12 protein-coding genes are annotated in these 26,956 nt (G+C 58.3%); 3 read left to right on the forward strand and 9 right to left on the reverse strand.

What is annotated here, in order from left to right:
* Nucleotides 1-10 precede the first annotated feature (10 nt).
* The 8 genes from HFP54_RS01405 to HFP54_RS01440 form a co-directional block, all read right to left on the reverse strand.
* Nucleotides 11-1,360 (reverse strand): carbohydrate porin, encoded by a 1,350-nt coding sequence (locus HFP54_RS01405; RefSeq protein ID WP_315853825.1) that lies wholly within the window; start codon nucleotides 1,358-1,360, stop codon nucleotides 11-13.
* Nucleotides 1,361-1,560: 200 nt separating this feature from the next.
* Nucleotides 1,561-1,953 carry a histidine kinase gene (locus tag HFP54_RS01410; protein ID WP_168563795.1) on the reverse strand — a complete coding sequence of 131 codons (393 nt, stop codon included), beginning with the start codon at nucleotides 1,951-1,953 and terminating at the stop codon, nucleotides 1,561-1,563.
* Nucleotides 1,943-2,794, reverse strand: coding sequence for a sugar phosphate isomerase/epimerase family protein (locus tag HFP54_RS01415; protein ID WP_168563796.1), 852 nt, complete (start codon nucleotides 2,792-2,794; stop codon nucleotides 1,943-1,945). The genes HFP54_RS01410 and HFP54_RS01415 overlap by 11 nt, the downstream gene beginning before the upstream one ends.
* A gap of 60 nt (nucleotides 2,795-2,854) precedes the next feature.
* Nucleotides 2,855-3,526, reverse strand: a complete 672-nt coding sequence (locus tag HFP54_RS01420; RefSeq protein WP_168563797.1) for a hypothetical protein — start codon at nucleotides 3,524-3,526, stop codon at nucleotides 2,855-2,857.
* 111 nt (nucleotides 3,527-3,637) lie between these two features.
* A complete protein-coding gene (locus tag HFP54_RS01425; RefSeq protein ID WP_168563798.1) occupies nucleotides 3,638-5,179 on the reverse strand; it encodes a lipopolysaccharide biosynthesis protein in 1,542 nt (513 codons plus the stop codon).
* Between the two features lie 395 nt (nucleotides 5,180-5,574).
* Nucleotides 5,575-8,064, reverse strand: a complete 2,490-nt coding sequence (locus tag HFP54_RS01430) for a TolC family protein (protein ID WP_168563799.1) — start codon at nucleotides 8,062-8,064, stop codon at nucleotides 5,575-5,577.
* A 332-nt stretch (nucleotides 8,065-8,396) separates the two neighbouring features.
* Complete coding sequence (locus HFP54_RS01435) at nucleotides 8,397-8,900, reverse strand: hypothetical protein (RefSeq protein WP_146411865.1); 504 nt, start codon at nucleotides 8,898-8,900, stop codon at nucleotides 8,397-8,399.
* A gap of 159 nt (nucleotides 8,901-9,059) precedes the next feature.
* Nucleotides 9,060-10,790, reverse strand: a complete 1,731-nt coding sequence (locus HFP54_RS01440; RefSeq protein WP_235951178.1) for a serine/threonine protein kinase — start codon at nucleotides 10,788-10,790, stop codon at nucleotides 9,060-9,062.
* 172 nt (nucleotides 10,791-10,962) lie between these two features.
* Between HFP54_RS01440 and HFP54_RS01445 the strand changes: the two genes are divergently transcribed.
* Nucleotides 10,963-16,590: a hypothetical protein gene (locus HFP54_RS01445; RefSeq protein ID WP_168563800.1), complete on the forward strand. Its 5,628-nt coding sequence runs from the start codon at nucleotides 10,963-10,965 to the stop codon at nucleotides 16,588-16,590.
* A gap of 199 nt (nucleotides 16,591-16,789) precedes the next feature.
* Here the strand turns inward: HFP54_RS01445 and rbp are convergent, their stop codons facing one another.
* The gene (gene rbp, locus HFP54_RS25900; protein ID WP_315853826.1) at nucleotides 16,790-17,140 is read right to left on the reverse strand and encodes an RNA-binding regulator; all 351 of its coding nucleotides are present in this window, start codon (nucleotides 17,138-17,140) and stop codon (nucleotides 16,790-16,792) included.
* 504 nt (nucleotides 17,141-17,644) lie between these two features.
* On the opposite strand from rbp, the gene HFP54_RS01455 reads away from it, so the two are divergent.
* Together HFP54_RS01455 and HFP54_RS01460 are read left to right on the forward strand one after the other, a co-directional pair.
* Nucleotides 17,645-19,180, forward strand: a complete 1,536-nt coding sequence (locus HFP54_RS01455) for a hypothetical protein (protein ID WP_235951179.1) — start codon at nucleotides 17,645-17,647, stop codon at nucleotides 19,178-19,180.
* Between the two features lie 420 nt (nucleotides 19,181-19,600).
* Nucleotides 19,601-26,902, forward strand: coding sequence for a secretin N-terminal domain-containing protein (locus tag HFP54_RS01460; RefSeq protein WP_168563801.1), 7,302 nt, complete (start codon nucleotides 19,601-19,603; stop codon nucleotides 26,900-26,902).
* Nucleotides 26,903-26,956 lie beyond the last annotated feature (54 nt).

The following is a 26,956-nucleotide window of genomic DNA, read 5'->3' on the forward strand; positions in this document are numbered from 1 at the left end:
GGACCGACAATCAGAAGGCCAAATTCGCTCGCAAGCCCATCACGTAGGCGTCTTCGACGTTTTCACGAGCCGAATCCAGCCACTGAAAATCAGGCGTGACCGTCAGTGATTCGCCGACCTGGATGTTGTAGAAAAGTTCGACGCCCTGTCCGTCGTCAATCGGTCCAAAGGGGATTTGCAGGAACGGGCCGATTTCATCGCTTGTTCCGCTGTAGAAATACCCTGCCCCGAATGAATCACCCCGGCGAAGCGGGCTGGCACCGCCGAGTCCGAAGTTCAACAGATAGCTAAGCGGATTGGCGTCTTCATCAGCCACGCCGGCGCGAGCGAAGTAACCCCAGTGACGCGTCGGATCGCATGGATCCACCCACAACGCTTGGTCGGTGTTCCAGTAAAACGACCATGATCCGTCGGCGCGATTGATCGGGACGTTGGGCAAAATGATCCGCGGGTCCTGTCCCAACGCCACATAGTCACGGCTGCTCCAGGTGAATCCGAACAGCTGGTGACCGGGTTTGCCCATCAGCGGCGTTGCGAATCGCAGTTCCGTCGACAAGGAAACCCCTTCGGCAAACAGTTCGTCAAAGCCGTCGCTGTCGGCGGTATCGGTCGGGTTAAGGACAGTGAAGTTCAACAGCGGTGTTCCCTCGGCGCCCAGAATGAAAAAGCCGCAGCCCAGGGTCGAATAGGGAATCGTCCGCAAGGCCAGCGGGTTGACGATGAAGGCGGTGTTGGAAAACTGGCGAATGCCGCGACCGTGCGCGTAGGCGTTCAAATCGCCGTCCAAGGTGTCCAGTTTGCCCGCATAAACGGCAAACCGTTCGCTTAAAAATTGGGTGAACAGAACATTCGTCAGATAAACTTCCGTGCTGTTGGCGACCGGCAATTCCGTTGCCAGCGTCGCGGGCAAAAAGGAACCAGTAAACGGACCGGCGGATTCGCCGAAGCGATGTTCCGCACGCAGTTTGACCAACAATCCATCGTGGATTCCGGACTTGCCCAGGTCAAAGTTGGCCACGTAGTCGCCATGACCGCCGTAGGCAAATTCACGCTCAAGCCCGCCCGAGACGGTTCCAAAATAAAACTGCGTCAGATTGTTTTGAAAAGTGATTCCGCAGTCGGCCATGTCGGCACGAAAGCGTTTCAGCAGCGATCCACAATGGCAATCGTCGTCACAGACGTAGGCATCGCAGCCGTCGCAGGCATCGACGGCGTAGGCATCACAGGCGACGCCGCCGTCACAAAAAGCCTGGGCAGACGCATCACAAGCCGGCACGGCGAAGAACTGCAGGGTCAATAAAGCCGTGGCCAACCAACGAAAGCACGAAGACCCCGTTGCCGCGGTGGCAGACCAATTCACCAAACGCATTGTTCCGTGCTCGCTTTCAAAGTCATCCTGACGAAGCGCGTATCGTCCGCTTGATCAACGCTTCTTCTAGACACTCTGTCGGCGGGGGCAAACGCGTGGGCAAACCGAAACCCCTTGATCAGTGACCAACCTTCACCGGACCGATGGACTTTTCGGTGTCGTACCGGTTGGGGAAAGTTTGCCGGGGCCTATCAATTCGCCAGCGTTTGCAAGAATCCGGCGATCTGGCGGTCAAATTGGCCACGTGTCATGACGTGGTCCAGCTTTTCTGCCTTGGCGGATTCCAATGGTCCGACTTGGACATGTGGTCCATAGGCTATTGTCATCGCCCTGGGACAAGCATCGGCGACTTTGGCGCCGAACCCTTGCACGATGGATGAACGCGTCGCCAAATCCAAGATGACCACGCGAACGTCGTCGGCTGGTTCGGTCGGCAGATTGCCCGACATCTGGAATTGCAGACCCGCAGTTTTTGCGGCGGAACTGACCCGGGATGCGAACATCAGGTCGCCCGACAGGAACAGAACCTTATCGGAAACCAATGGTGCCGAATCGCTGTTGTCGGCATCGGAGTCAGCTGCCACTGCGTTTTTCCATTTCAGATTTCATGAAGTTCAAACCGTCCTCGGACAGCTTCAATTCCGTATCGAACATCTTCCGCCAAATCTTGGTGGCGGCGGCGATCTCCGGCAAAGCCAAACCGAATGCTTCGATGACCAACCAGCCGTCGTAACCGCTTTCGGCAATCGCATCAAAGTTCTCATCCCAGTTCACACCACCGGTGCCCGGGGTGCTGCGATCGTTTTCGCTGATGTGGATGTGATACAGCTTGTCGCCACCGGCCAGGACCGCGTCACGCATCGATTTTTCTTCGATGTTGGCGTGAAAGGTGTCGTACATGATGCCGCATGCGGGATGATCGACGTCACGGGCGAACCGCGCCGAATCGGCGTGACAGTTCAGGAAGTAACATTCGAAGCGATTCAGCGCCTCCATGCCCATACGAACGCCGACGTCGGCGGCATGCTCGGCCGTCGCGCGGATGCTTTCCACACCCCACTGCCATTCATCGGCGGTCGCGCCCGCACCGCTGAAATGGCCGATCGCCGAATGGTAGGGGCCGACCAACGTTTCGGCGCCCACCGCGGCACAACAGTCCAGCGTTTTCTTGTTCAATTCAACGCCTTTATCGCGGACGGCGGCGTCCGGGGAAATCGGGTTGTCTTCCAGGTTGCGAATCGTTACCGCGGTCCGGCGTAGTCCCAAGTCATCCAACTGTTTGCCCAGCTTGGCGTAATCCAAATCCAAGTTGAACATCGGTATTTCGACGCCGTCAAATCCCATCGCCTTCAGCTTTTCACAGATCGGCAACAGGTCCTCGGTGACTTCGCCGGACCACAATAACAGATTCATTCCGTACAGCATTGATCTTGATTCTCTTTCGTCACGAAGTGGCGGTGGGAATGGGGCCGCCGGAAGGCGTTGCTAAAGCGGAAACGGCGATGCGGCCCCGGGTGGCGACAGCATCATATCGCGTTGCCGCACCACGTGCTGCTCCGCCTGGGCCAACCACGGCAGCAAGCTTTCCGGCAACGGGCTTAACCCCACACGATTCATGACCTGGTTCAGTCGGAACAGCAATCGTTCATGATCCAGATAGTCGAACAGAAACCGCGATCGTGTGAATCGCTGCAAGACTTCCACCAGTCGGTCGGTCGGTCGACCGGTGATCATATTGACGCAGTGCTGAATATGTTCCAACGGTGCGTCGGCAAGCTCGGCATAGTACCGTTCACCAAAATCGGGCTGCTGACGCAACCACGATGCGTCTAACAAGACCTCGATCAAGATGTGCCCCACAAAACTGGGGCGAAAACCTTCATCGCCGGGCAACTGCTCGCGTAGCTGAACGGCGAACTGCAGGTTGGTCGTCACGAACGCTTCGGTTCCGTGGAACCATCGGTCGTCGTCGTGATGTCGGACGATCCCGCGGGCGATCGCACTTAGGACGGGATCGGCGTCATCGATATGGGGCAACGCCATGCGGCTGCGGGCGCGGATTTTACGATCCACCACTGACAACCAATCGGGCACTCCGGTGCCGATGGCCATCATGGGATCGTTCAGGTACGGCAAAGCGTGGCACAGAAAATTCATGCGGCAAAGCTAACCGATGATCCGCGTCCTGGGCACCAGCGGGCCAATCCAGCGATCGCCGAACAACCAGACTTCAGGTGGGCGTTGCCGTGCCGTGTTGAGGATCCGGTATCACGCCGATGCGGGGGCAAGAAATGCGAAACGTTCTCGCGCCAACGCCACGCCTTCTTCTGCCCATTGACGCATTGCGGGACTGGTGATCATCACGATCGTAACCGCAGCGACCGCCACCCAGGGACCGGCCAGTACGGTGGCCGGCATAACGGCGACATAAAACGCGGTGTGGTCGGCGACATAACCGCAACGCACCATCGCCAGCCAAACGCCGACCATGACGATTCCGTTGGCAGTCAATGTAGCCAGGACCGCACCTTGCAGTCCCATCCGGGGCAACAGCCACGCGTTCAATGCGATGTTGCTGACCAGACCGATGCTAAGGGCGACGGTCACCCATTTGCCTTTCTCGGCAACCCACAGATAGTTCTGGCCGATCATCACCAACGCCGACCAGCTACAAAACACAAACGCCATTGGCAGCAGTGATAGCCCGTCGTCATAGCGGCCTTCCAACAGGGTGCCGAACAACCAAGGTGACAGAATCAAGGTGCCCGAGGCGATCAACGTAAAGCACGCCGAAACACCCAACAGCACCTGTTTCAATCGACGCCGCACCGCATCCACGCGACCGGATTCCCAGTCCGCGGCCAAGTAGGGCATCAGGATCCCGCCCAACAGTGTTGCTAAGCTTAGAAACAACATCGGCAGGATGCGGCCACTGTGGTATTGGCCCACCGCGGACTGGCCGATGGATTCGCCGCCCACACCGGCGCCCGGCATGAAGTGCAGAATCATGTATCGATCGGAGAGCTCGAACACATTCCCAATCAAGTTCATCGCCCACAGGGCCGCGGCATACGGCAGAATGCGTCGCCACATCTTCGGCGCGTCAAACGATTCGGTGGCGATCGGCATTCCCGACCAGCCACGACGCAATCGCCACAGGCCAGGCGTGGTGGCAAGCACGGTTGTTGCCGAAAACGTCAGCACTAGGCCGGTCAATCCGCCGCCGGTCGCCAGCCATGCGACACCGCCGATTCCAAAACCGACGCCCTGCATGAACTGCATCACCGAAACCATGCGGACCTGCCGCAGGGACGAATTCAAATCGTTGATGAAGTTGAAGAACACAATCGACAACACGCCCACACCGACCGCATAGATCAGCGTGGCGTCTTGGGGCTGCAAGAAGATCAGCCAGCCGAACCACTGCGGACAGCACCACATGATGCAGAATCCGATCACTGCCAGGCACCCGGTGGTCAAACCGATGCGTCGAAGGAATGACCCCAGTTGGCCTCGGCTGCGAAAATGTTCAACGTAGCGCGGCAGCGAACCGGGAATGCCCAGCAACATCACCGGCGTGATCAGCGTGATGAATCCAAAAGCCATTGACCACTGGCCGACCACGGCGTCGTCCATCAAGCGACAAAACCAGATGCCGCGAAAGAACCCGATCGCACGCTGGACGATCGTCATCGCCAAGACGATCACCATGCCGAGCGCAAGCGAATCCGCTTTGAAGCCGGTGCCCCGCCCTGACGCTGCGCTTTCGGCCGTAGCTGACGACCCGTTGGCCGCGTCGGCATCGCTCATGAAATCAATTGGTTTGGTGTGGTGCGAATCGGGCAGGCACCGCTGGCCTGTCGCTGATCGGTTCCCCGCGACCGAATCCCCTGCCTGAATATCGCTTACGGTCCGCAGCGGGCGGGCCCGAGAGGTGCACAACGAAACACCATGATCATCAAAGGGTTGACGGTTGTGAGGACCGCAACGATTCACCGGATCGCGACAGGTCACTGTGGCGACGGATGACACCCCGGAAACGACGATAGGTTCGAACGGTCTAGAAAAGACGCGTTCGAACCTGTCGTGCGGAAAAGTGGTCGGCCCCGTTCGCTAGCGCGAGCGACGACCCTTTTCAAACCTCCGCCCCTAACGGATGTGTGATGGGTCACCGGCGGTCGATCGACCGCCGATGAAGCTAGGCGTCAGCGTGGCAACGGGACGCGTCGCACCGGTGCCGGTGCCGGTGAGGTTTCAACCTTCGTCGTCGATCGGGATGCTGCGGCGGGGGACGCCGCGGGCGACGCTTGCGACACGCCCGAATCACCGCCACCGTTCCAGTGATAGGTCATCTGGCGGACTTCGGCGGACGGACCGTTTTGCGGTGCAGGCAGGCTGCGATCGATCGTCCCCGATCCGATCGGTGCCTCAAACGTTTCCGGCGTCGGTTGGGCACCCGGGACGGTTTCTAAACGATCCACCGGAGCTCCGTAAAGGACATCGCCGGTCGAATCACCCAGGGCGTCCGACAAGGTCGGGGCCATCGATTCGGGCAAATCTGGCACGAAGGCACCGTCACCGCTCAAGACGGTGTCGCTGATCACTTTGCCTTCGGACATGGTCATGCCGGGGGCCATCGTGCTGCCGACAGTTCCGCCGTTGGGACCGGGAATCATCTGGGCCGCAGCGTCGGCCGACTGGACCGGGCCACGACGGACCACCGCGGGCCGGGTGACGCCGTATTCCAGGTGGTAACCCGCACTACGTTCGCGGGCACGTTCCAAGGCGTCACAGTAAGCCTTTTCATGCCACGGGCCTTCGCTGACGGTGATGCCGTTGTTGACCAACAGCGTGCCGACCAGGTAATCGACGTAGTTCAGTGATTTGTTGTACTCGCCGACCGCACGGTAGTAAGCGATCTGGGCGTCGGCCCGACGTTGTTGGCTTTGCAGCACGACGTTGGTGTCCCCACGGCCTTCCTTCAAGTTGGCCAAGCGTGCGTCGACTTCGTCTTCCGCATCGGCCCACTGTGCGGCGGAGATCTGGATCTGACGATAGTGGGTGGCCGTCTTGGTGATCGCGTCGGACAGCAAGAACGTCAACAAGCGTTCCTTTTCTTGCAAGTTGGCTTTCTCGCGGACCAGTCGCCATTCGGCACCGTTGATGCGAGTCAGTTCACGACGGGCACCGAACGCGGGCGGAGTGATTTCCAGTCGGACGCCGCCTTCCTGGTAATTGCCCTCGGTCAATTCCCCCAACGCACTACTGCCGGGCAGCGGGAAGTTCTGTGCACGACGTTCCGGCGGTCCCAGTTGGTCACCCACACCGACCCAGCGGTACAGCAACGACAGGTTCACTTCAGGCAAGATTTGGTTTTTCGCTAACATCAATTCCAGTTCGCTTTGCTTGATCCGGAATTTGGTTTGGCGAAGTTCAGCGTTCAGATAAAGCATTTGTGCGGTGGAAACGAACCAGTCGTGTTCGACGCGGGCGATCGTCGGTTCGTCGATCGGTCGGATCAAACGTCCGTCGGTGGCCGATTGTCCGATCAGTTCACGCAGACGCCGTTCGCGACCGAACACGCCGAATCGGTCTTGGCCCAAAACATTCGACCCGGTCAGTGTTCCGACCAGTTGGTTTTGGAAGCTGTGGTATTGGCCTTGGGCTTGTTTCAAGTCTTGGATCGTGCCAATGCCTTCTTCCATATTCAGCTTCGCAAAGTCCGCGGTAACCTGAGCACTGTTTCGGCCGACGGCAACGCTGGCGAATGCACGATAGGCGACGTACAGGTCCCAATACGCGACTTCCACGTCGCGAACCAAGTTGCGGACCTGCAGTTCGAATTCGGCGATTGAAATGTCTTCGTTCAGGCTGGCCAACACGACCGGGATGCGATTGACCAGTGTGCCGCGATTTCGCATCAACGGGTGTTGAACCTGAGCCTCGACGATGGCGGTCCAGTCACTGGCGACCGATCGTGCGATGCTGTTGGGTTGGGTGTTGTTTCGCGAATACAGGATTTGTTGACGCAGCGTTGCCACGCCACCAGTGGCGAATCGTTTGCTGATTGCCGATTGTTGGGTGGCCGTGTCCGACTGGGCGAACACCGGGTTGAACACGTTGCCGGGCAGCACATTGTTCGGACGGTCGCCTTTTTGATAGTCAAAGAATGCGGTCGCCTGGGCATCAAATTCGGCCAAGGCGTCTTCCACCCCGCCGACCTGGTTGGCTCGCAGCACGCCACGGGGCAGCACGCGATTGCCGTTACCGTCGACTGTCAACGGGATCGACTGAGTCGTCGACTGGGCGATGGCCACGTCGTAAACGCTGCCGAATTGATCGGAGGTGCCAGCGATGAACTGTTCCGCGGTGTTGGCGCGTTGCTCGGCGATGCCGTTGGTGGTGATCAAGAACTTGGCGTTGTGCAGCGCCATGTTGACGCATTCTTCCAGCGTCAGATCCCAGAACTGGTAATCGTGGTTGTTGATCGACAACGGCGGCAACGCCTCGCGAGTTTCCGCGAGGCTTTCGACTTCCACATCGGGATACTCGATCTGGGTGGCCGTGTTCAGATAGTGCTGCAGCTCCGGCGACTCTTTCAAAAAGAAAGGTTGCGTCGGCGCGCAGCCGGTGGCCAACAAGACCGTCAGGCCGATTTGCAAGTATGCAGTCAGTCGAAACAGCGAGCGATTCATGCTCCGGGCTTCCCTGTCGCGGTGCCGCTGTGAAACACACCCGTCAGACGTCGGTCAATCGACCGGCGTGCCGATTCGTCGGCATGGCGTGTTCCCGCAATGCGGGCCGTTAATTGGAAAGCCCCCCACCGAGGTCGTCTTCGCGTACACCGTCCACCAACGATTGGCGAAAAGACCTCGTCCACGGGCAGTTATCGGAAGCCCCGCTGTCAAACTTTGACGGTTCCTGGAAACTTTCTCAAGAATCCGTCACTTCGATGCCGGCACGGTTTCACATGCGTGTTTCGCGGGCCCACCACGCCGGAAATCGCGACCGGACAGACGATGATCGACTATCGCAATGGGATCAATTCCAAGGCCGAAAAGTCCAAGTCGTCTTCCTCGGGTGCAACGGGCAGCTCGGGCAACATGTCACCGGCGGGCTTCTCGTCGACTTCACGCAATTGGACGTCTTCTAAACGATCCGACGGGCTGGTCTGTTCGGACCGTGCCGGTGCGTTGACGTCTTTGCGGCCCCCAATTTTCAACGCCTCATACGGCTTTTGATAGAAGTACTGAGGCACGACGCGGCCGCGTTTGCACTCATAATCGCCGCGGTGCTCCGCACGGTGCCACGCCATCGCTTCCTGGCTGGACGGTGCGATGTAATACGCGATCTTGCCGCCGATGTAGGTCGGTCGATTGTATTTGCGGCGATAACCTTCGGGCAGGCAGTTGCCCAGCGGCGGTAGCAAGTCGACCCGCGGGATGACGGGCGTGGTTTCGCGATTTGGATGATGGGCGCTGGCCGGTATCGTCATGACCGCGACAACCGCGGTGAAGATGGCAATTCGCATGTCGAATCCTTTCGGGGCGGGGTCGGCACGGCACGAATCCTTTCCAGCCGTTTGCGACACCCTCCTGTTTCGGCGTCCGGTCGGGTGGTTCGCGATCGTCCCGTGCCGAATTCGGGAAACACCACTGGTAACGACTGTGACGTCTGATCGGGCCGTGATTCACGAATCGATTAGGGAAGAATCCTGGGGATGGTGACCACGATAGCGACGTCCCAATACCGCCAACGCGATCCACCACATGCCGCCGAATATCAAGGGTGCCACCGCCGGAAACCATGCGTTCAACGCGGCAACCACCAAGAACGAGGCTCCCAACGCCGCGGATACGCCCCAGACGTGGCCGCCCATGGCCATGAAACCGAACCCGCTCATCGCCGCCGCGATGGGAAACAGGCCGCGAGGGTCCACGCCGCCAAAGATCATCAACAGGTTGATCATGCCCAGTGCCGCCAAGTAGCCCAGCCAGATCGACCACAGAGGACGCTCTGCGGCGGTCCGTGGCATCATTGCCCCGCCGCGTGCCCAGTGGATCACCCCCAAAATTGCGCCCAGCATCATCAGCCTTGGCAGCCACACGGACCACCAACGCGGCCAACCATACTGCTGGAGCGCGAAAATGATCACGTGTGCCGTCAGCACGATGTGACCGATCAGTTGCAGCGGACCTCCCCAACGTTGAAACGCTTCACCGTGTTGATCACGTCGCAGTTCGCGAGTCACCACATCGACGATGCCGCTGTGATGGGCCACCAAGTTTTCGCCTCGCAAGAATCGATCCAAGTCGTCCGCCATCGCAGTGGCAGATTCGTAACGATCGTCGGGTGCGAATCGCATCGCGGTCGAACAGACGACTTCTAGGTCCGGGGGAACGTCGCGACAGATTTGACGCGGCGCGATCGGTTCGTCTTGCAGAACACTACGCAAGACTTCGGCAACGGCGGGGCCTTCGTGCGGTGGCCGTCCACAAAGCAACGCATAAAGGATTGCCCCCAAGGCGTACACATCGACGCGACAATCACCGTCGCTGAATCCGGCCGCCTGTTCGGGGCTCATGTAATTGGGCGTGCCCAAGACTTGACCGGTACGCGTGACCACCGTGCCTTCGCGATGCCACTTGGCCAACCCAAAATCGGTCACCATTGGCCGGTTTCCATCCGCCATCAAAATGTTTTCCGGCTTCAGGTCACGGTGCACGATCCCATGGTCATGCGCATAGGCCACCGCGCGGGCGATGTCTCGCACCACGGTCGCCAATGCTTCATAGCTTTGCCCGCGGACTCCGCCGTCGTCGATGTGTTGACGTGTTTGTTGGACCCATGATTGCAGCGTGGGACCTTCGACCAAGGCCATCGAAAAATACTCATAGCCCTGCCAAGAACCGGTCTCGTGAATCGGCACGATCCCGGGATGTTGCAGATTGGCGGCCGCCTCGGCTTCGTTGCGGAATCGGATCCGCTGTTCCGGACCCGCCAACACGCCGCTGCCGATCAGTTTCAGGGCGACGGGACGCTGCAGTCCGGACTGTCGCGCGCGATAGACGACGCCCATCCCGCCACGCGCGATTTCGCTTTCGATGCAATACGGGCCGACCCGGTGTCCGACCAATTCGCCCGCATCGGTGACATTGGCGCCCGCTGGTGGCGAACTATCACAGGTTTCTTCTGGATCCCCAGCCATCCACTGGTGGTTGTCAAAGAAGCTCCGCAGTTCGTCGGCATGTTGCGGATAGCGACGCAAGATCTGATGCGGATCGGGCGTCTGACCGCTTTCAGCCAACTGCAAGAAATCGGCCATGATCGATTCCAAAGATTCCGCCGGCGCGTCCGACTGCGGCAGCAGCGTCGGTGGCGGATCGGCTTCGTCGTTCGTTCCGGGACCGGTGGATGTCATCGCCACAGTTTAGGTGATTCGCGGGATCTACTCGATCGGCCGGTCAGCGACTTTGCCCCGCCAGACCACCGAACACCGAAAAAGTAGCGCAGCGTCGGTTTCACAATGGGCTCTGTTGATCGCAGTGCCCGAAAGAATCGGTCGTGAACAGCCGCCCACCCCCAGCCGTCCTATGAGTGCATTTATCGCCGTCGTTTTTGGCCTGTTCATCATGATGGCGTTGGGCCACGGGGCCTGGGTCATTTGTGCCATGGTCGTGCGAGCGATGATCGGCGGGGCGGATGACGACGTGGCGACGTTGCTGGGACGAAAGCGACCGCAGGAACCGGTGCAGCGAGACCCGCTGGTCGATTTCCGCGTGGTGGTTCGCCGGCTGGAATGGAAAGGCGTCTTGCAACAGGGCGAAGGGGATCAGTGGATCCGGCTGGCCGAAGATCACTTCCCCGATCCGATGCCATACTTGGTGCCCGATCGCGATGCATCGCCCGAAGAAGCATCACCCGAACAAGCGGAGGAGTTCGAATCCGAACTTGATGCGATCGATGCCGGCGGAATCGATCCCGAAGCGTCGTACGATCCCCAGCCACACGATGCCGTCCGAGAAACTTCGGGGACCGGTCAAGACGACGAAGCACCATCGTCGGCACAGCCGAATGAATCAGGGATATTCGTCGGACAAGTCGTCGACGATGCGGTGACGTCGCCAACCAGCGTTGCCACGTCAGATCGGACAACGACGTTGTCCCAATCGGTCAGCCGGTTCATGGCAACCCGCAACATCCGATGGGGCGAACTGGTCGCCGGCGCGATGATCGTGGTGTGTTCGATCGGGCTGGTGGTCAGCCTTTGGCACACGCTGACAGCGACGCACCGTGTGGTGCCTTCGCTAATCTTCATGGCCGCCAACGCATCGATTTTCGCCGCTGGGTTTTACACCTTCAGCCGCTGGCGAGTTCAAGCGACCAGTCGGGCCATCTTGGTGATCGCCAGTCTATTGGTGCCGCTGTCCGTGCTGGCGGGCTTGGCGGCAACCGGCGAGTACGGGACTGGCGTTTCCCTGGTCGACCCGGTCACGTTGGCCACCGTTGTTGCCGGTGCTTGTGTGTACGGATGGCTATTGCTGCGTGCGTGCAAGGTCTTGTTCGGATCCAAGCTGGGTGTTCCGGCGGCGCTTTCGTTGTGGGGCCCCACACTGATGATTCCTCTGGTGCCGACGGTGGCTTCGACCCTGGTGCCGCAGGGCTTGGCGGTTTTTGTGGGTGTGGTTTCATCGGCGGTTGCCGCGGCATGGATGTGGGAACCTTGGGTGCGTCGCGTCCAGCCAAAATCTGATGATCCACAGCGTGGGTTGCGGCCCCGAATGTTCTCCAGGCGATTGGTTGCCATCGGACTTGGAGTCTTCGGTCTGGCATGTTTGGTGACGTACTTGGTCGTCGTGATATTGAACGGGCCAACGGATTCCGTGACGGCCAAAACGTTGGTCTGGCTGGCGCTGGCCACGATTCCGGCTTGGCTATCGATGGCATCGGTGATTCACTTTCATGCCCGACGTTCGCGCCGCATCCCGTTGTGCATGATTGCCGATACGATCATCGGCATTGCATGTCTGGTTGTGGCCGTGATGTTTGTGCCCGCGTTCAGTGGTGTCGGGCTGATTTGGACTTGGGCCATCGTGCTAGCCGGCACGGCGTCGGTCTTGGCCTGGATCATGAATCTTCGTTCGATGGCCATTGTCACCCTGGCATCGCTTTGGATTGCATCGGTGACAACGTCGACCGCTTGGCTGGGCAACAGCGATTTCCAAAGCGTGGCGCGGTGGCAATGCTTTATTGGCGGACCGGCGGTTTGGGTGACCGGACTCTGGGTGGTCGGGCTGGCCGTTTGCGATGCATTGACAAATCAAAAATGGACCGATTGGATTCGTCCCGTCCGTATCGTGTCACAAATCGCCACCTGTGTGATCGGCGTCGTGATGTTTGTGGGACCTTCCGATTGGCACCTTGGCATATCGGCATCGTCGATCGCGATGATTTTGGCGATGACGGCCGTCGTTTCTCCGCTTGAACGACGTCCGTTGGGATTGACATTGGTCGCTCCGATAACGGCGACCGTGGCGTTGGCCTTGCCGATCGTGACTCGGATGTCCGATTGGTTGGTGACCTTCGATGCGATCATCAGCACACGCGGCTTGTTCGGTTGGGCCGGCATCTTTTCTGGCGTCGCCGTGTGGCAAACGCTGCGGTCATTGCCGGTCCGGCGGTTATCGGTGACGTCGGCGACGATCCGAATCCATCGCGCGCCGGCCCAGTCGATTTGGATTTATTGGACGGTGGCGTCCACGTTACTGTGCCTGGCGACCTTGGTCTGGTTAGCACGGATGCTGGTCGGACTGGGACATCCGACCTCCGGCAGAGATGTCATCGTATTGACGTTGTTTGGTGCCGCGATTTGGACGATGCATTTGGCCGGCACGATCGCTTGGCAGACGCTGGCACGTCGGACATCGGATGGGTGGGGGACATTGTCCTGTGCTCTCGTTGCGGTGATGACGGTTTGGGCGTCCGTCGCCATCGCCCTGTCGGTCAGACATGCCTCCGATCATCAATGGATGTTGGCGGGCAGCACGAGTCTTTTGATCTCCGGTGCAATTGCCTGGCTTTTCAGATCTCAATCCAAGGTAGCTTCCAGCGTCGCAGTGGCCGCATTCGGCGTCCTGGCCCTGACGGCCCCATTGCTGTGGAAGCAAGGTTGGTGGGAACCCTGGACCGCTGGCTATCCCGTGGATCGATTGACGGTTGTGATATTGACGGTCTGGTTGATGGCAACGGCCGTCGTCGGTGGGACATGGGCCACGCTGCAGCGATCAGTCAATGGTTTGACCACGACGCTTTTGATTCCGCCGGTGACCTTGGGGCTGGCATTGCCCTGCTTTGGCATTTCGGATGCGATCACTCTCTCGCTGTGGGTGGCTCTGGCGGCAATGGGATGGTTGTTTGTATTGGTCCTGGGGTGGCCTCGCTGTAAGCGAAGTCTGCAAAGGGTCGGCCCCAGCGGTGCATCCAAAGTTGTCGATGTCTCCGTCGCATCGGCGGTCAGCGTGCTGTGGATTTCGGTATGGGGGATGGCGGTATTCGTCGCCGGTGCGGCGTTGGTCTTGATGCTCGGTGGGCAGCCGTTGGATGGTTTCGATTCGGCCGTCGCGGTCATGGTGACCCTGGCGGTGGCGGCTTGTTGGTCATTCGGCGACCGATTCATTCGGTGGTTTGGTATCCATCGCCACTGCGTTCGCGGGATCGCTTTGAAATCGGATCCGTTGCCGATGCACTGGGGAACACTGCCGTGGCCACTGATGTTGACCGGAATCGCAGCGGTGTGCGTCGCGGGGGCCACCAATGCAGGGTGGGTGATTTCGGAAGCGACAGTAATGATCTGGGCGATGATCTTGTTAGTCGCGGGTGCCGGATCGCTCGGGCGTGTGGTCTGGAATCGTCGTCAGGATCCATCATCCAAACTGATTGACCTGTTGCACGCGATCGTGTTGTCGGTCGGCGTATTCGTGGTGTCCGTCTTCAGCGATCCGGGGATCCAAACGCAGTCGTTCGAAAACATACGAGCCGCGATTGAGCTGTCCGCCTTGATTCTTGGCGGTCTGACCGTGACCACGATCGGCCGTGATCCATCGATGAACCGCACTGTGGTTGCGCTCGGTCGCGTTTTGGGATGGTTGGTGGTGTTCGCCGGATTGCCTTTCCTGGCAATTCGATTGGGCAATACGGTGACGCCTACGGAAACAGTGGCCACGTGGGTCGGTTGGCTGGCGACGTGGTTGGTCTTTTGGCGATTGGCGGCGGCCGATCGCCCAGACGAAGCGCGGCGGTTTGGCGGGGTGCCCGATGCGGCACCTTGGATCGGTTTGATTGGATCTTTGGGGTTCTACAGTTTGTTGGGGGCTCAGGACCAAGTGCGTTGGCCGGCCAACATTTTCGCCGATGTTTTGGTGCTCGGATCGGTCGTGTCGGTGCTGGCCACCGCCGGGCGTCGTGCAAGCCGTCGCGCCACGTCCTTGTTGTGGGTCGGTTTGCTGGCCGCATCGGCGTTCAGTGCAGCGGTTCGCATCACTCTATCGCTGGAAATCCCGATGTCACGCGGGTGGCCGATCGCTCTATTTGCCACCACGGCCACGATCACCATGTGGACGTTTATCGCTGGCAACACCGTATCGGTACTGCGATCCGTGGCGGGAGGTTCACCCATCACGCTGCATCGTTTTCTTCGCGCGTTTTGTGTGGTCGCGTTGTTGCTAGCGGTCGCCGGTATGGGGACGGCGATGGTCGGTATCGATGCGTCGGATGATTTCGCCGCGATGATGGGAATCGGTGTCATCGCGATGGTCGTCATCGGCCAATTTGAATTGGCCGAATGGGCACGAACCGCTTGGCCGGGTGCGTCGGAACGTCTGCGTGATCTGGGGATGGGCCTGTTGATCGTGGCTTTGGGGACGTTTGCATGGTTGCAAGCGGCCGATCAGCCTTGGCCGGCACTGCAGTTCGTGATGCGGTTGTTCCTGGCCATGGTATTGGCCACCTTCATGATCGGCTGGTGGTTGCCGTGGATTCTGGGGCAGCGAATGGCCGGCTACTGGCAAGCCACGCTGCGACGCGGATCGATTTGGACGCTGGGCATCGCCCTCGCGTCGTTGGTCGGGATGCTGATCATGGAGCTCATGATCCACGAATCGGGCGTCGGGATTGCAACTCTGGACGATGCCCTGATCATGTTGGTCGCCGCAGTTCTGGGGCTGTTCAGTGTCGCCCTGGCCGTCACCAGTGTGGCCAGTGGCGCGTCCGGTCGTTGGAGCGAACGCTTGCACCTGAGCAACGGATGGCGTCGGTTGTGCATCGACGCGACGCAATTGTTGGCACTGGCAACATGGGGGCACCTGTATTTGTGCCGCAGTGATTGGGCGGTCCTTGGATTGCGTCCCTATTGGCCATGGATCGTGATGCTCCTTGCGTTCGTCAGCGTCGGCTTGACCGAATGGGCGAATCGACGCGGCGACCGTGTGTTGGCAAGTGAACTGCGACGCACCGCCTTATTCCTGCCATTGATTCCGCTTGTGGGCTTTTGGCTGAGTTTCAATCGTCCCGGTTCGCAGTTGCTGGGACAAGCGGACAGCTGGCTATTGGGGCAAACGGGTGTCAGCTATCAATACATTCTGGCCATCGCATCGGCGTTCTACATCGCGGTTTCCATACTTTGGAAACAGCGTTCGTCACGCATCGTCGGAATCGTGATGGGGAACCTTGCGTTGTGGGTTTGGCTGATCCAGGTTCCCGGATGGGGATTTTTGCAGCACCCACAAGCTTGGCTGATCCCGCCGGCGGTTTGCGTGCTGGTGGTCAATCAGCTGTACCGCAAACACAGCGATCCCACGACATCGGCGGCCATTCGTTCGACAGCGATCTTGGTGATTTACCTAAGCAGCACCGCCGACATGCTTTTCGCCGGGATCGGAGAAACGCTTGCCGGCCCGATCGTACTGATCCTGTTGGCACTGGCCGGAATGCTGTTGGGCGCGGCTTTGCGTTGGCGTTCCTTCCTGGTACTTGGCTTCATCTTTGTGTTGGTTGCATTGATCAGCATGGTCTATCACGCCGGCCAGGCGTTGGACGCGGTTTGGCCGTGGTGGGCCTTCGGCATCACAACGGGGGTTGCCCTATTGACCGGGTTGGCCTTGTTGGAAAAGAACCGGTCCGCGATGCAAAGCGTGACACAACGTTTCAAAGCTTGGGAAACCTGAACCGTTGATGTTGATTGATGCGAAAGCCATGGTCGAAGCAACCGGCCGGGCGCAAAAAAGAAGGGAAGACGACCGACCGGTCGTCTTCCCTCGCAATTCAACTATCGATTTGGCTTCGCCCGTTCATTCGGTTGAATGAACACGGCATTCATTCACGGATGAACATTGATCGTTGGCCCAACAAACGGGCCCGGTTCGATCAATAACGGTCACCGCCGCGGCCACGACCGCCGCCGCCGCCACCGTAACCACCGCCGCCGCCGTAACCACCGCGGCCGCCACCGCCACCGCCCGCGCCTCGGGGTGCACGGGGACGTGCTTCATTGACTGTCACGTTTCGTCCGGCGATTGCAGCGCCGTTCAAATTACTGATTGCCTCTTTGGCACCTTCGTCGTCTGACATTTCGACAAAGGCGAAACCACGAGACCTGCCCGTCTCACGGTCCATGATAATGTTTACCGTGTCGACTTGACCGTACTGCTCGAAAGCACCACGCAAATCGTCGTCAGTTGCTGAGAACGCTAAGTTCCCGACATAGATATTCGTCACAAAACTAACCCTACGAACCAGCACCACGGAGGCGAAAGCCCTCCTTTTCCCAACGGCGATTTGGAAAGAAAACGGTCCGATCCAGCTACCCGCCGTTTGGTGTGGTGCCAAACTGATCTCAACTGTCACCCTTGGCGACCCGCCAGTCAATGCCGATACCCGACGAAAACACAAAACCTTCATCCCCAAACGCCCGTCGCGGACGCGATTCGGGCGGGCAAGACGGACCGATGCGGTCGCGGCATCAGTCGCCGCTGCCGGATTCTGGTGGAGTCGCCACTTGGGACCGGAGCCACGCAAAACACGTCCTGGACGGAACGAAATCGTCGATGCAGGGTTCACAAGCGATACACTGGCATGGCTGTGGCCCGGCATTTGTCATTCAAAACCCGCGGCGAATGTCGTCGCCGGCCACGGCTTTTGGCTGACAGCAAACGGATGGACGGGGAATCTGAAATTCCGGTCCGGCTGCGTCATTTATCTTCGTCTCACCAATGGATCGACATGTACGCAGGCCTTCATCGGAGTGGTCCGTCACTGGAACGATTGGGCGTTCGGCGACTTGTTGGCGTTTTCGACTTGATCGCTTGGGTCGGCTGCCTGATCGTGGTCGGCGGAAGTCCGGCAAAGGTCTTCGCGGATGACCACTGGTTGATTATCGGTGGCGGTTACGCGCCTGAGGGGAATCAGGCGTCACTGGAGCGAAACGTCTTGGCCGCCCAACAGCGTCTTGCGTTGCCGAATTCCGGTGTGAAGCACAGCTGGATTTTTTTCGCGGATGGAAATGCACCGGGTCACGACGTTCAGGTCATCGATCGAAAAAGCGTCCCGGTGGCCAATCAGTTGATGGCGGAGTTTTTATCGGATCCGACTGACCTGGGGCTGCACTATCGCGATCATCAGATCGACGGTGTTCGCGGCGCGGCAACACCAAAGAACCTTCAGCGATGGTTTTCGGTCCAAGGTCGGCAATTGTCGGCCGGCGATCGTTTGGTGATCTATGTCACTGCCCATGGTTATGCCAGTCGCGGCAATCGAGATCCCTATGACACGTCGATCGCAACCTGGAACAAGACGTCGGTCACAACGAAACAATTCGACCAGTGGTTGAACAGTTTGCCCCAGGGCGTTGATGTTGTGCTGGTCATGGTCCAGTGCTATTCCGGTGGGTTCGCTCGCCTGATCTTCGATCCGACCGCTTCCGACCAGCAGCCGACGGATCAGCGACGCATTGGCGTGTTTGCAACAGTGCACGATCGTCCCGCGGCCGGATGCACGGCGGATGTCGACCAAGCCGACTATCGGGAATACAGTACGTCGTTTTTCGAGGCTCTGGACCAAACACGCGATCCAAAGCGATCTGGTCCGGCCCCGGCCGACTTTGACGGTGATGGGAAAATCAGCATCGCCGAAGCACACGCTTGGACCGTGCTGCACAGCGACACGATTGATTTGCCTGTCATCACCTCGGGCGAATACTTGACGGTCCACAGCCGGCTGGCAGAATCCGGCGATCGAGACCTGTTGGGCGAAGCGGTGCCGTACAGCCAGATCATTCAACTGGCCGGGCCTGCCCAGCGTGCCGTCTTGGACGGTCTGTCGGAACAATTGGGGCTGACCGGCGAGGACCGTGTGCAACAGGCCGATCGACAAACCCGACGTGGCCGTCGCCGGCGATCAGGGACATCCGATGGTCGATGGCGCGCGATTCAGCGTCGTATCGGCGACAGCCTGAAAGAACGTTGGCCCGGTTTGGCGAATGTGTTGAATCCGATCGCTACGGAACTGCTGACCCATCGCAGTGATGAGTTCATCGCCGCAGTGAAGCAGCATCCCGACTATGCTCGCTATCAGCAACTGAGAGACGAACAGGAAAATCAACTCAGTACTGCCGAACGGTCGGTGAAATATGAAAGGTTCATCCGAACGGCCGACAATGTCGTGTTGGCGGAAAACCTTCGGCGAATGGGTGACGACCAACTCTGGCGTGGTTACCAGAACTTGGTTGAACAGGAATCACGGCCGCTGTTCGGTTTTTAATTGCCAATCACTGGTGTGGTGATGTGCCCACAGCAATGGCCGCGTGCCGGCTTGATCCGCGGAAGGCCGTTCGGGTCGCGACATATTGTCGCCTGACGGCACCGACCCGGGATCCCGTGCCACTGTCTAGGGCATCGGCGATCGCCTCGGCATTGATTTTTGCCGATCCGGACCCGCAGCATCGCAGGCGGTGGGGCTTGGTGGCTTGTGGATCGGCGGTGACATCCGTCCAGGGACGATGGCCGATCTGTCGACATGCCCGGGTCGTCAAATTAGCCTGTCAGGATGAGACGCTAGGAATTTCCCGCCGTCTTCCCGCCTTTGCCCTACCCCAACTATCCCGCCTATCGCTTCGTCGCCTTCGTGATTCACTGGACCCGATGATGTCCAGTCGCGAATCGGCGATGTCCGCATTGAATCATGCAAAAACTAACAACGCAGCATCGATGGCTCGTGGCCGCGATGGTGGTCATGGCAACGATTGCCGATGCCAACGCACAACAGGGAACGGACTATTCCCTTTTGGCCCAGCCCACGTATGCCGATCGGTTGAAGCTGACGGACCAACAACGTGCCAAGATCGCGGAGATTTTGGACCAGCGGGTTAGCGAATTGGTCAAGGTCGCCAGTGACCGTCGCGATGACGTGGTCAAAGATTCCAACGCGCGTTTGGCCGCCGTGCTGACACCCGAACAACGTGCCGCGTTCGACAACGTTCATCAAAGTGGAAAGATTCAGTTCAACTTCCGCGGCCAGCCTTGGTCCAGTGTGCTGCAATGGTTTGCCGACCAAGCGGATTTGTCGCTAGTGATGGACAGTGAACCGTCGGGGAAATTCACCTACAGCGACACGAATGATTACACGCCGACCGAGGCGATCGACCTGCTGAACAGTGTGTTGCTGAGCAAAGATTACACGCTGATCCGTCGCGAAAAGATGCTGATTCTTGCCGACACCAGCGACGGAATCCCCTTCGAGATTGTGCCGACAGTGTCGGTCGACAAATTGGCCGAGCGTGGCAAGTTTGAAATCGTTTCCACTGAGTTTCCCGTCGGCGCGCGTCCAATGGATGTGGTCGTTCAGGAAGTCACGCCATTGGTCGGATCGCACGGCCAAGTCACACCGATGGCCGCCGCCAAGAAGTTATTGGTGACTGAAACTGCCGGAAAGCTTCGTGCGATCAACATTCTGATTGCATCGATCCCGGAACCCAAAAAGCCCGAACCCAAAGAAAAGAAAGAAGCACCCAAACCGGTCTTTGCAACCTATCCGGCACCCGGGCTTGATGGCGAAGCGACGGTGGAAACGCTGCAAGCCTTGTTTTCATCGGCACAGATTCGCTTTGATCCCAATGCCGACGAAGTCCATGCGCACGCAACGCCGGAAATGCAAAAGGGCATCGAAGCCAGTATCCAGAAAATGATCGAAAACGCGTCCGGGGACAACGCGGATGCGGTGACAACTTACGATGTCGATCCCGATCGTTTGGACGACTTGGTCGAACAGGTTCAATTGGTGCATCCCGATGTCCAGGTGAAAGCCGACGCGGATAACCAACGCATTCTGATCGTCGGCGATGCACGTCAACAAAACGCGGTCCAGACGACGTTGCAACGATTGGACGTGGGGGGATCGGGCGGCAGCGATGGGGCACTTGCCGTGGCCATTCACCAAGTCGATCCGGATTCCACCGATGCGTTGTCGGCTTTGGTTCAAGACGTCGTCCCACGTGCGCTGGTGCTGTCGCAACCGGGGCGAATCGTCATCCGGGGCAATGCGGGCGAATTGTCGATGGCCAAAGAAACCATCGACCAATACCCGCGTGATCCGGCGTTGGAACGAACCCTTACGTTCTACCCTTTACAGCAACCACTCAGCCGTCAAATGCTGACGATGCTGACCAAGGCGGTACCTGATGCCACTGTCGAATGGTTGGACGATGAAGGCCGGTTAAGCGTTGTTGCGACCCAGCGCGAACACCAACGTGTCACCGAAACACTGGCCCAAATCGAACAGGCGGGCGGCGCGTCATCGCGTCAATTGAAGCTGTATCCGATCAGTCAATTGCAACGTGATCGATTTGCAATGATCCAGCGTGATCTGCCCGAATCGTTATCCACGATGAAGATCAATCCCCAAGCCAGTTTGACCGAAATGGCGGCGTGGGGAAGCGAACGTCAACACGCGGAATTGACCAGCTTGTTGGCACAATTGGATGTGGGAACCGACGATACGACGATCCCCGTTCAAACGTTGGCGGTGGACGTTGAAGACGACCGAACACTGTTGGCTTCGTTGCGAAAACGGTTCCCGCAGTTGGAGATGATTTACAACGATGAGATGGAGGTGTTATCGGTCTGGGCACAGGAAGAGGAATTCGAAAAGGTCCGTCAAGAATACGACAAGCTGGCGGCAGCGTTGCCACCACGAAGGGAACCAGTGCTGGAAACCTACGCCGTCGACGCCGCAGACCTTTCCAATCTGCAACGCAACTTGCAATCTTTGGTGCCCGATGCAGTGGTGACCGCGGATTCGGCCAACGGACGATTGATTGTGCGTGCCACCGCGGAAGATCAAACGGAGGTGCAATCGCTGATCGAAAAATTGTCGACTGATGCAACCACCGATCGCGGTGTGACCATCGCTTATCCGCTGGAAAAAGGCGATGCGGATGCCATCGTCAAACTGCTTTCGCGGATGCAGCCTGAATGGAAAATCGTCGCCGACGAACGGTCCAATCGCGTTTTGGTCGCCGCACCGCTGTCGCAACAGCCTCGGATTCAAGCTCTGGTTCGGCAATTGGATGCCGACCCGGACCAAGCCAGCCAAACCAGCGTGGTTTCGTATCCGTTTCGAACGTTGAACCCCGGCAACGTTTTGCGAATGCTACAGCCGCTGTTTCCGCGTATGCGTTTGACCGTTGATGCCGACAGCAAGCAATTGGTGGCATCCGGAACCGGCCTGGATCATCAGGAACTTGCGCAAGCGATCGCACGTGTCGATGGAAATCGTTCGACCCAAACGTCCAAAGTGGTGGGCTACGATCTGGGCGACACGAAAGCGGAAGAGGTGGAAAACGTATTGATGCAACTGGTTCCAGCTGCGGTCATTTCGTCCGATCCAGACGAGAGCCGTATCTTTGTTTGGGCGGACCAGGAAGACCATCAGGCCGTGGCCGAAGCGATCGACCAATTCACCCAAATGACGGGTAAATCCGACTTCAGCTTGCGGACCTACCCTTTGCCGGTCCGAATCGGGCCGACCGCCATCACCATGTTTCAGTCGATGGCCGATGACGCGGCGTTCTCGTTGGATCAGTCTCGTGAAAACCTGGTCGTGTGGGCAAGTAAAAAGGATCACCAGACGATTCAAACAGCGTTCGATCAACTGAATCAGCAGACGTCGAAATCGGACGACCAAGTCTTGCGGGTGTATCGCGACAAGCCGGAAGTCATTGCGCTCGCGACGGAGGTCCTGGACGACATTGCCCCCGATGCACGGTCGGTGGATGCGGAGGCGGACGATCGGCTGATTCTGTGGGCGATCCCCGACGAACACGATGCGATCGAATCCTTGCTGGGACGTCTGCGAACCGAACTCGGCGGCGATGCCACGGACCGAAAGGTTGGCGTGTATCCGATCTCCGATTTCAGCGTTGAAACGGCCGAAAGTATGTTGCGCGAACAGTTGCCGGACGCGACCGTGTTGGAATCTGATGACTATCAGTTGATGGTCTTGGCGACCGAACAGGAACATGACCAAATCAAGGCCATGTTGGAACAGTTGCGTCAGGCGAACCAAGACCGAAAGTCGTCCGTCCTGCGGCAACACCCGGTCCGCAAGGATTTGTTGCCAGAGATCCGCGAACATCTGGAAGACGAGATTCCGCAGTTGCGATTCGTCGACAGCGAATCGGAAGATGCACTTTCCATCTGGGCAACAGAGCAGCAACACGAACGAATCGTTGCTTTGATCGAGTCCTTTGAAACTGCGATGAAGCCGGAACCGGATCCGCTGGTTCACGTGTATCCGATCGACCCCGAGAAGATGGCCGCCTACACGGTTTACCGGGCTTTGGATCGGCGACTGGTTGGATTGATGGGAGTTCAGATCAACAACGAAAGCAACAGCCTGGTCGCACGCGGGACGCCTGCACAGCAAGCGGAAATTGGTCAAGCGATCGAGGCGATCGTGTCGCAGTTGCCCGATGCCCAACGTCGCCGAACCGCCGTTTATCCACTCCAGATGGCGGATCCCACTTCCGTTTCCCGAGCCCTAGCGCGATTCGCCACCGATGCGACCATCGTTCCCGAACCCGAGTCTTCCACGTTGATCGTCACGGCGCTTGAAAAGGATCACGAACGCATCGCCGAGGTGATTGACAAGTTGGACGTCGTGTCTGGTCAACAACCTGTTGTCCAAGCGTATCCGATCCGGCACGGTGATCCTCAGGCAATTTACCGGTCCGTTTCGCTGGCTTTTCTGCGCAACCCCGATTATTCAATCACCTATCAAGACGCCAGCAAAACACTATTCGTGATCGCCAAGCCACGCAGCCAAGCGACGTTTGCGGAAATGTTCCAGTCGTTGGATGTTCCCGAGAGCAAACGAGAACTGAAGGTCTATCCTTTGGAACTGGCCGATGCGGTGTCCATCATGACCGCCGTGCGTGACGCGGAAAAAGATGCCGTCGTCACCGCCGATCGAGGTTCCAATTCGCTGTTGGTGACGGGAACCGAGCAGTCGCATGAGTCGGTTGCAAAGATCATTCAGTCGCTAGACGTCGCCTCCGGGACCGAACCCGTTTTGAAAGCGTACCCCATTCGCAACGGGGACCCCGCCGCCGTGTCTCGTGCTTTGACATTGGCGTTCTATCGAAACCCAAACTACACCGTCAGCTATCAAGCCGTGAACGAAACGGTTTTCGTGACCGCGACACCGAAGCATCAAGCGATCTTTGCGGAAATGTTTGAGGCGATGGATGTGCCGGAAAGCAAAAAAGTCCTGAAGGTCTATCCCTTGGATTTGGCTGAACCTTCCGCGGTTGCTCGAGCCGTTTCCAACGTAGCTTCCGATGCAACCGTCGTCGCCGACAGTGGTTCCAGTTCGTTGTTGGTCACCGGAGATGATGAAGACCACGCCGTCATTGGTGAATTGATCGAACAGTTGGACGTCGTTTCCGGACAGGAGCCAATCGTCGAAGCTTATCCGATCAAAAACGGCGATCCGACGTCCGTTTCACAGGCGTTGACACAAGCGTTCCTACGTGACCGCAACTACGTCGTGACCTATCAAAGTGCCAACGAAACCATCTTCGTGACCGCGACGCCGCGTTATCAAGCCATCTTTGCCCAGATGTTCGAATCGTTGGATGTCGCCGAGGGAAAGAAAGAACTCAAGGTATATCCACTGAAGTTGGCCGATCCCGATTCGGTGGCCGATGCCATTGCCGACGTACGTCCCGAAGCCATCGTGTCGGCGGACGAAGGTTCAAATTCACTGTTGGTGACCGGAACCGATGACACCCATGAAGCGGTGCGTGGTGTCGTCGAACAGTTGGATGTCGCATCAGGTCAAGAACCTGTGGTCCGCGCCTATCCCATTCGCAACGGTGACCCCGCATCGATTTCGCGATCTCTGTCGATCGCGTTTTATCGCAACAACGATTTCAACATTACCTATCAACAAGACACTAGCACCGTTTTTGTCATTGCAACCCCACGCAATCAATCTACCTTTGCGGAGATGTTCCAATCGTTAGACGTTCCCGAGTCAACGAAAAAGTTGAAAGTCTATCCGTTGACACTGGCGGATCCCGATAGCGTCGCCGAGGCAATCGAAGACTTGGCCCCGACCGCCACGGTCACCGCCGACGCGGGATCCAATTCGATCATGGTGACGGGACCTGACGACGTGCATGCCAAAGTCGACGAAGTGATCGGTCAATTGGATGTCGCGTCCGGGCAGGAACCCGTCATGCGGGCCTATCCGATTCGAAACGGTGACCCCGACGCGATCGCAGATTCCATCATTCGGGCGTTCGCACGCAGTCGCGACTATTCCATCACCTACCAGGAATCGAACGAAACCTTGTTTGTGCTGGCAATGCCAAAGCATCAAGTGGCAATCGATGAAATGCTTCAAGCGATGGATCAGCCGCCACCGCAGCGACCGGCGCAAACGTCTCAACTTTATCCGCTGGCCAACGTCAGCGCGACGGTCGCCGCATCGACGATCGATTCGATCGTCCAAGATGAAGTTCCGCGTCCCGAGGTTCTAGCCAATCGAACCAGCAACTCGCTGGTCGTGGTCGCGACGGATCAGCAGCATTCTCGAATCGCCCAGGCACTTCAGAAGCTTGACGGAGACGAGCGGATCCTGGAAGTCTTTCAATTGCGAACCACCGATCCCTACATGATCGAAATGGCGGTTCGCGATCTGTTTGCCGGATTGATCGGGACCAGCCGGCCGTACGTTTCGACCGACTATGGCACGAACAAGATCTTTGTGCGCGGGACCGAAGAACAATTGACCCAAATCCGTGCGTTACTGTCCAAGTTGGGCGAACAAGTGGACGAGGGGGAAAAAGCGGTCGCCGCATTGGGAACTGGGACCACGCGTCGTATTCCGTTTTCCGGCGATACCGAATCGGCGGTGCGTCAGATGCAATCCGTTTGGTCGCGGATCCGGGGAAATCGCATCAAAGTCATCTATCCGGCACAGCAGCGAAGTGGCGATGCGATACCCTGGCCTGGCGAATCACCAAAGCAGGAATTCGCTCCCGAGGAGCAAGGGAAATCCGACAGTGCGATGGACCCGGCAACCGATGCACGCGTCGAAGGGATCGTAACGGGCGTTCGGCTGGTGGCACAGCAAGACACGCTGCGTGCTGCCCCGCCCGCGCCAGCGACACAAGATGATCAAGGTCAAGCCAACGCATCGCATGAAGAACAAGTTGATGCATCGGAGGGCTTGTCGGATGTGGTCGTCATCCCAGGACCCGACAGCATTACGATTTCCTCGGAGGACACCGAGGCTTTGGATCGCATGGAAACGCTATTGCGTGGGATGAGTCAATTGGGGCCCGCTGAAGCATCCGATACCAACTTTGCGGTGTTCATGCTGCAAAACTCTGGCGCGATCGACATGGAAATGCTGTTGAAACGCTTGGTCGATGAAATGCCGTTCATGCGAGGCGGGCTGACCGACGCCGTGGTCGTCTCGGACGAACGATTGAACGCATTGATTGTTTACGGAAGTCCTCGAACTCGAGAGATCGTCGGTGACCTGTTGGAGGTCTTGGACACGGATGAACTGCCGGACTTTTTGAATGTTTATCGGCCCGAAATCATCAACTTGGAGAACACGCAAGCCGATCGTGTTCTGACAATCCTGCGGACGGTGTATCGGTCGCAGATGAGTACCGCCGGTGGGCGTCGACCGCTACAGGTCCCACGGGGCGTTGGTGCGTCGGTGGCTTCGGTGCTGCAACAATTGAATGCCGCTGCGGCGGGGCCATTGTTGACTTTGGAAGTGGACGAGGCGGCCAATGCACTGATCGTCCGCGCGCCGGCGGAACTTCGCGATGAGATTCGATCGTTCGTGACGGAGATGGATCAGCGGGCGCTGAACCAAAGCAACCGAAACGTCAAAATCATTCGCCTGAAACGCTCCAAGTCTGACAGCATCGAACGGGCATTGCGCGAATTCATCGCCAGGTGATTCACAGGTGATCACCAATTGAGTCGGGCAAAGCGTCGCAGCCGACATGCCCGG

The organism is Crateriforma spongiae, assembly GCF_012290005.1.
GTDB classification, from domain to species: Bacteria; Planctomycetota; Planctomycetia; order Pirellulales; family Pirellulaceae; genus Crateriforma; species Crateriforma spongiae.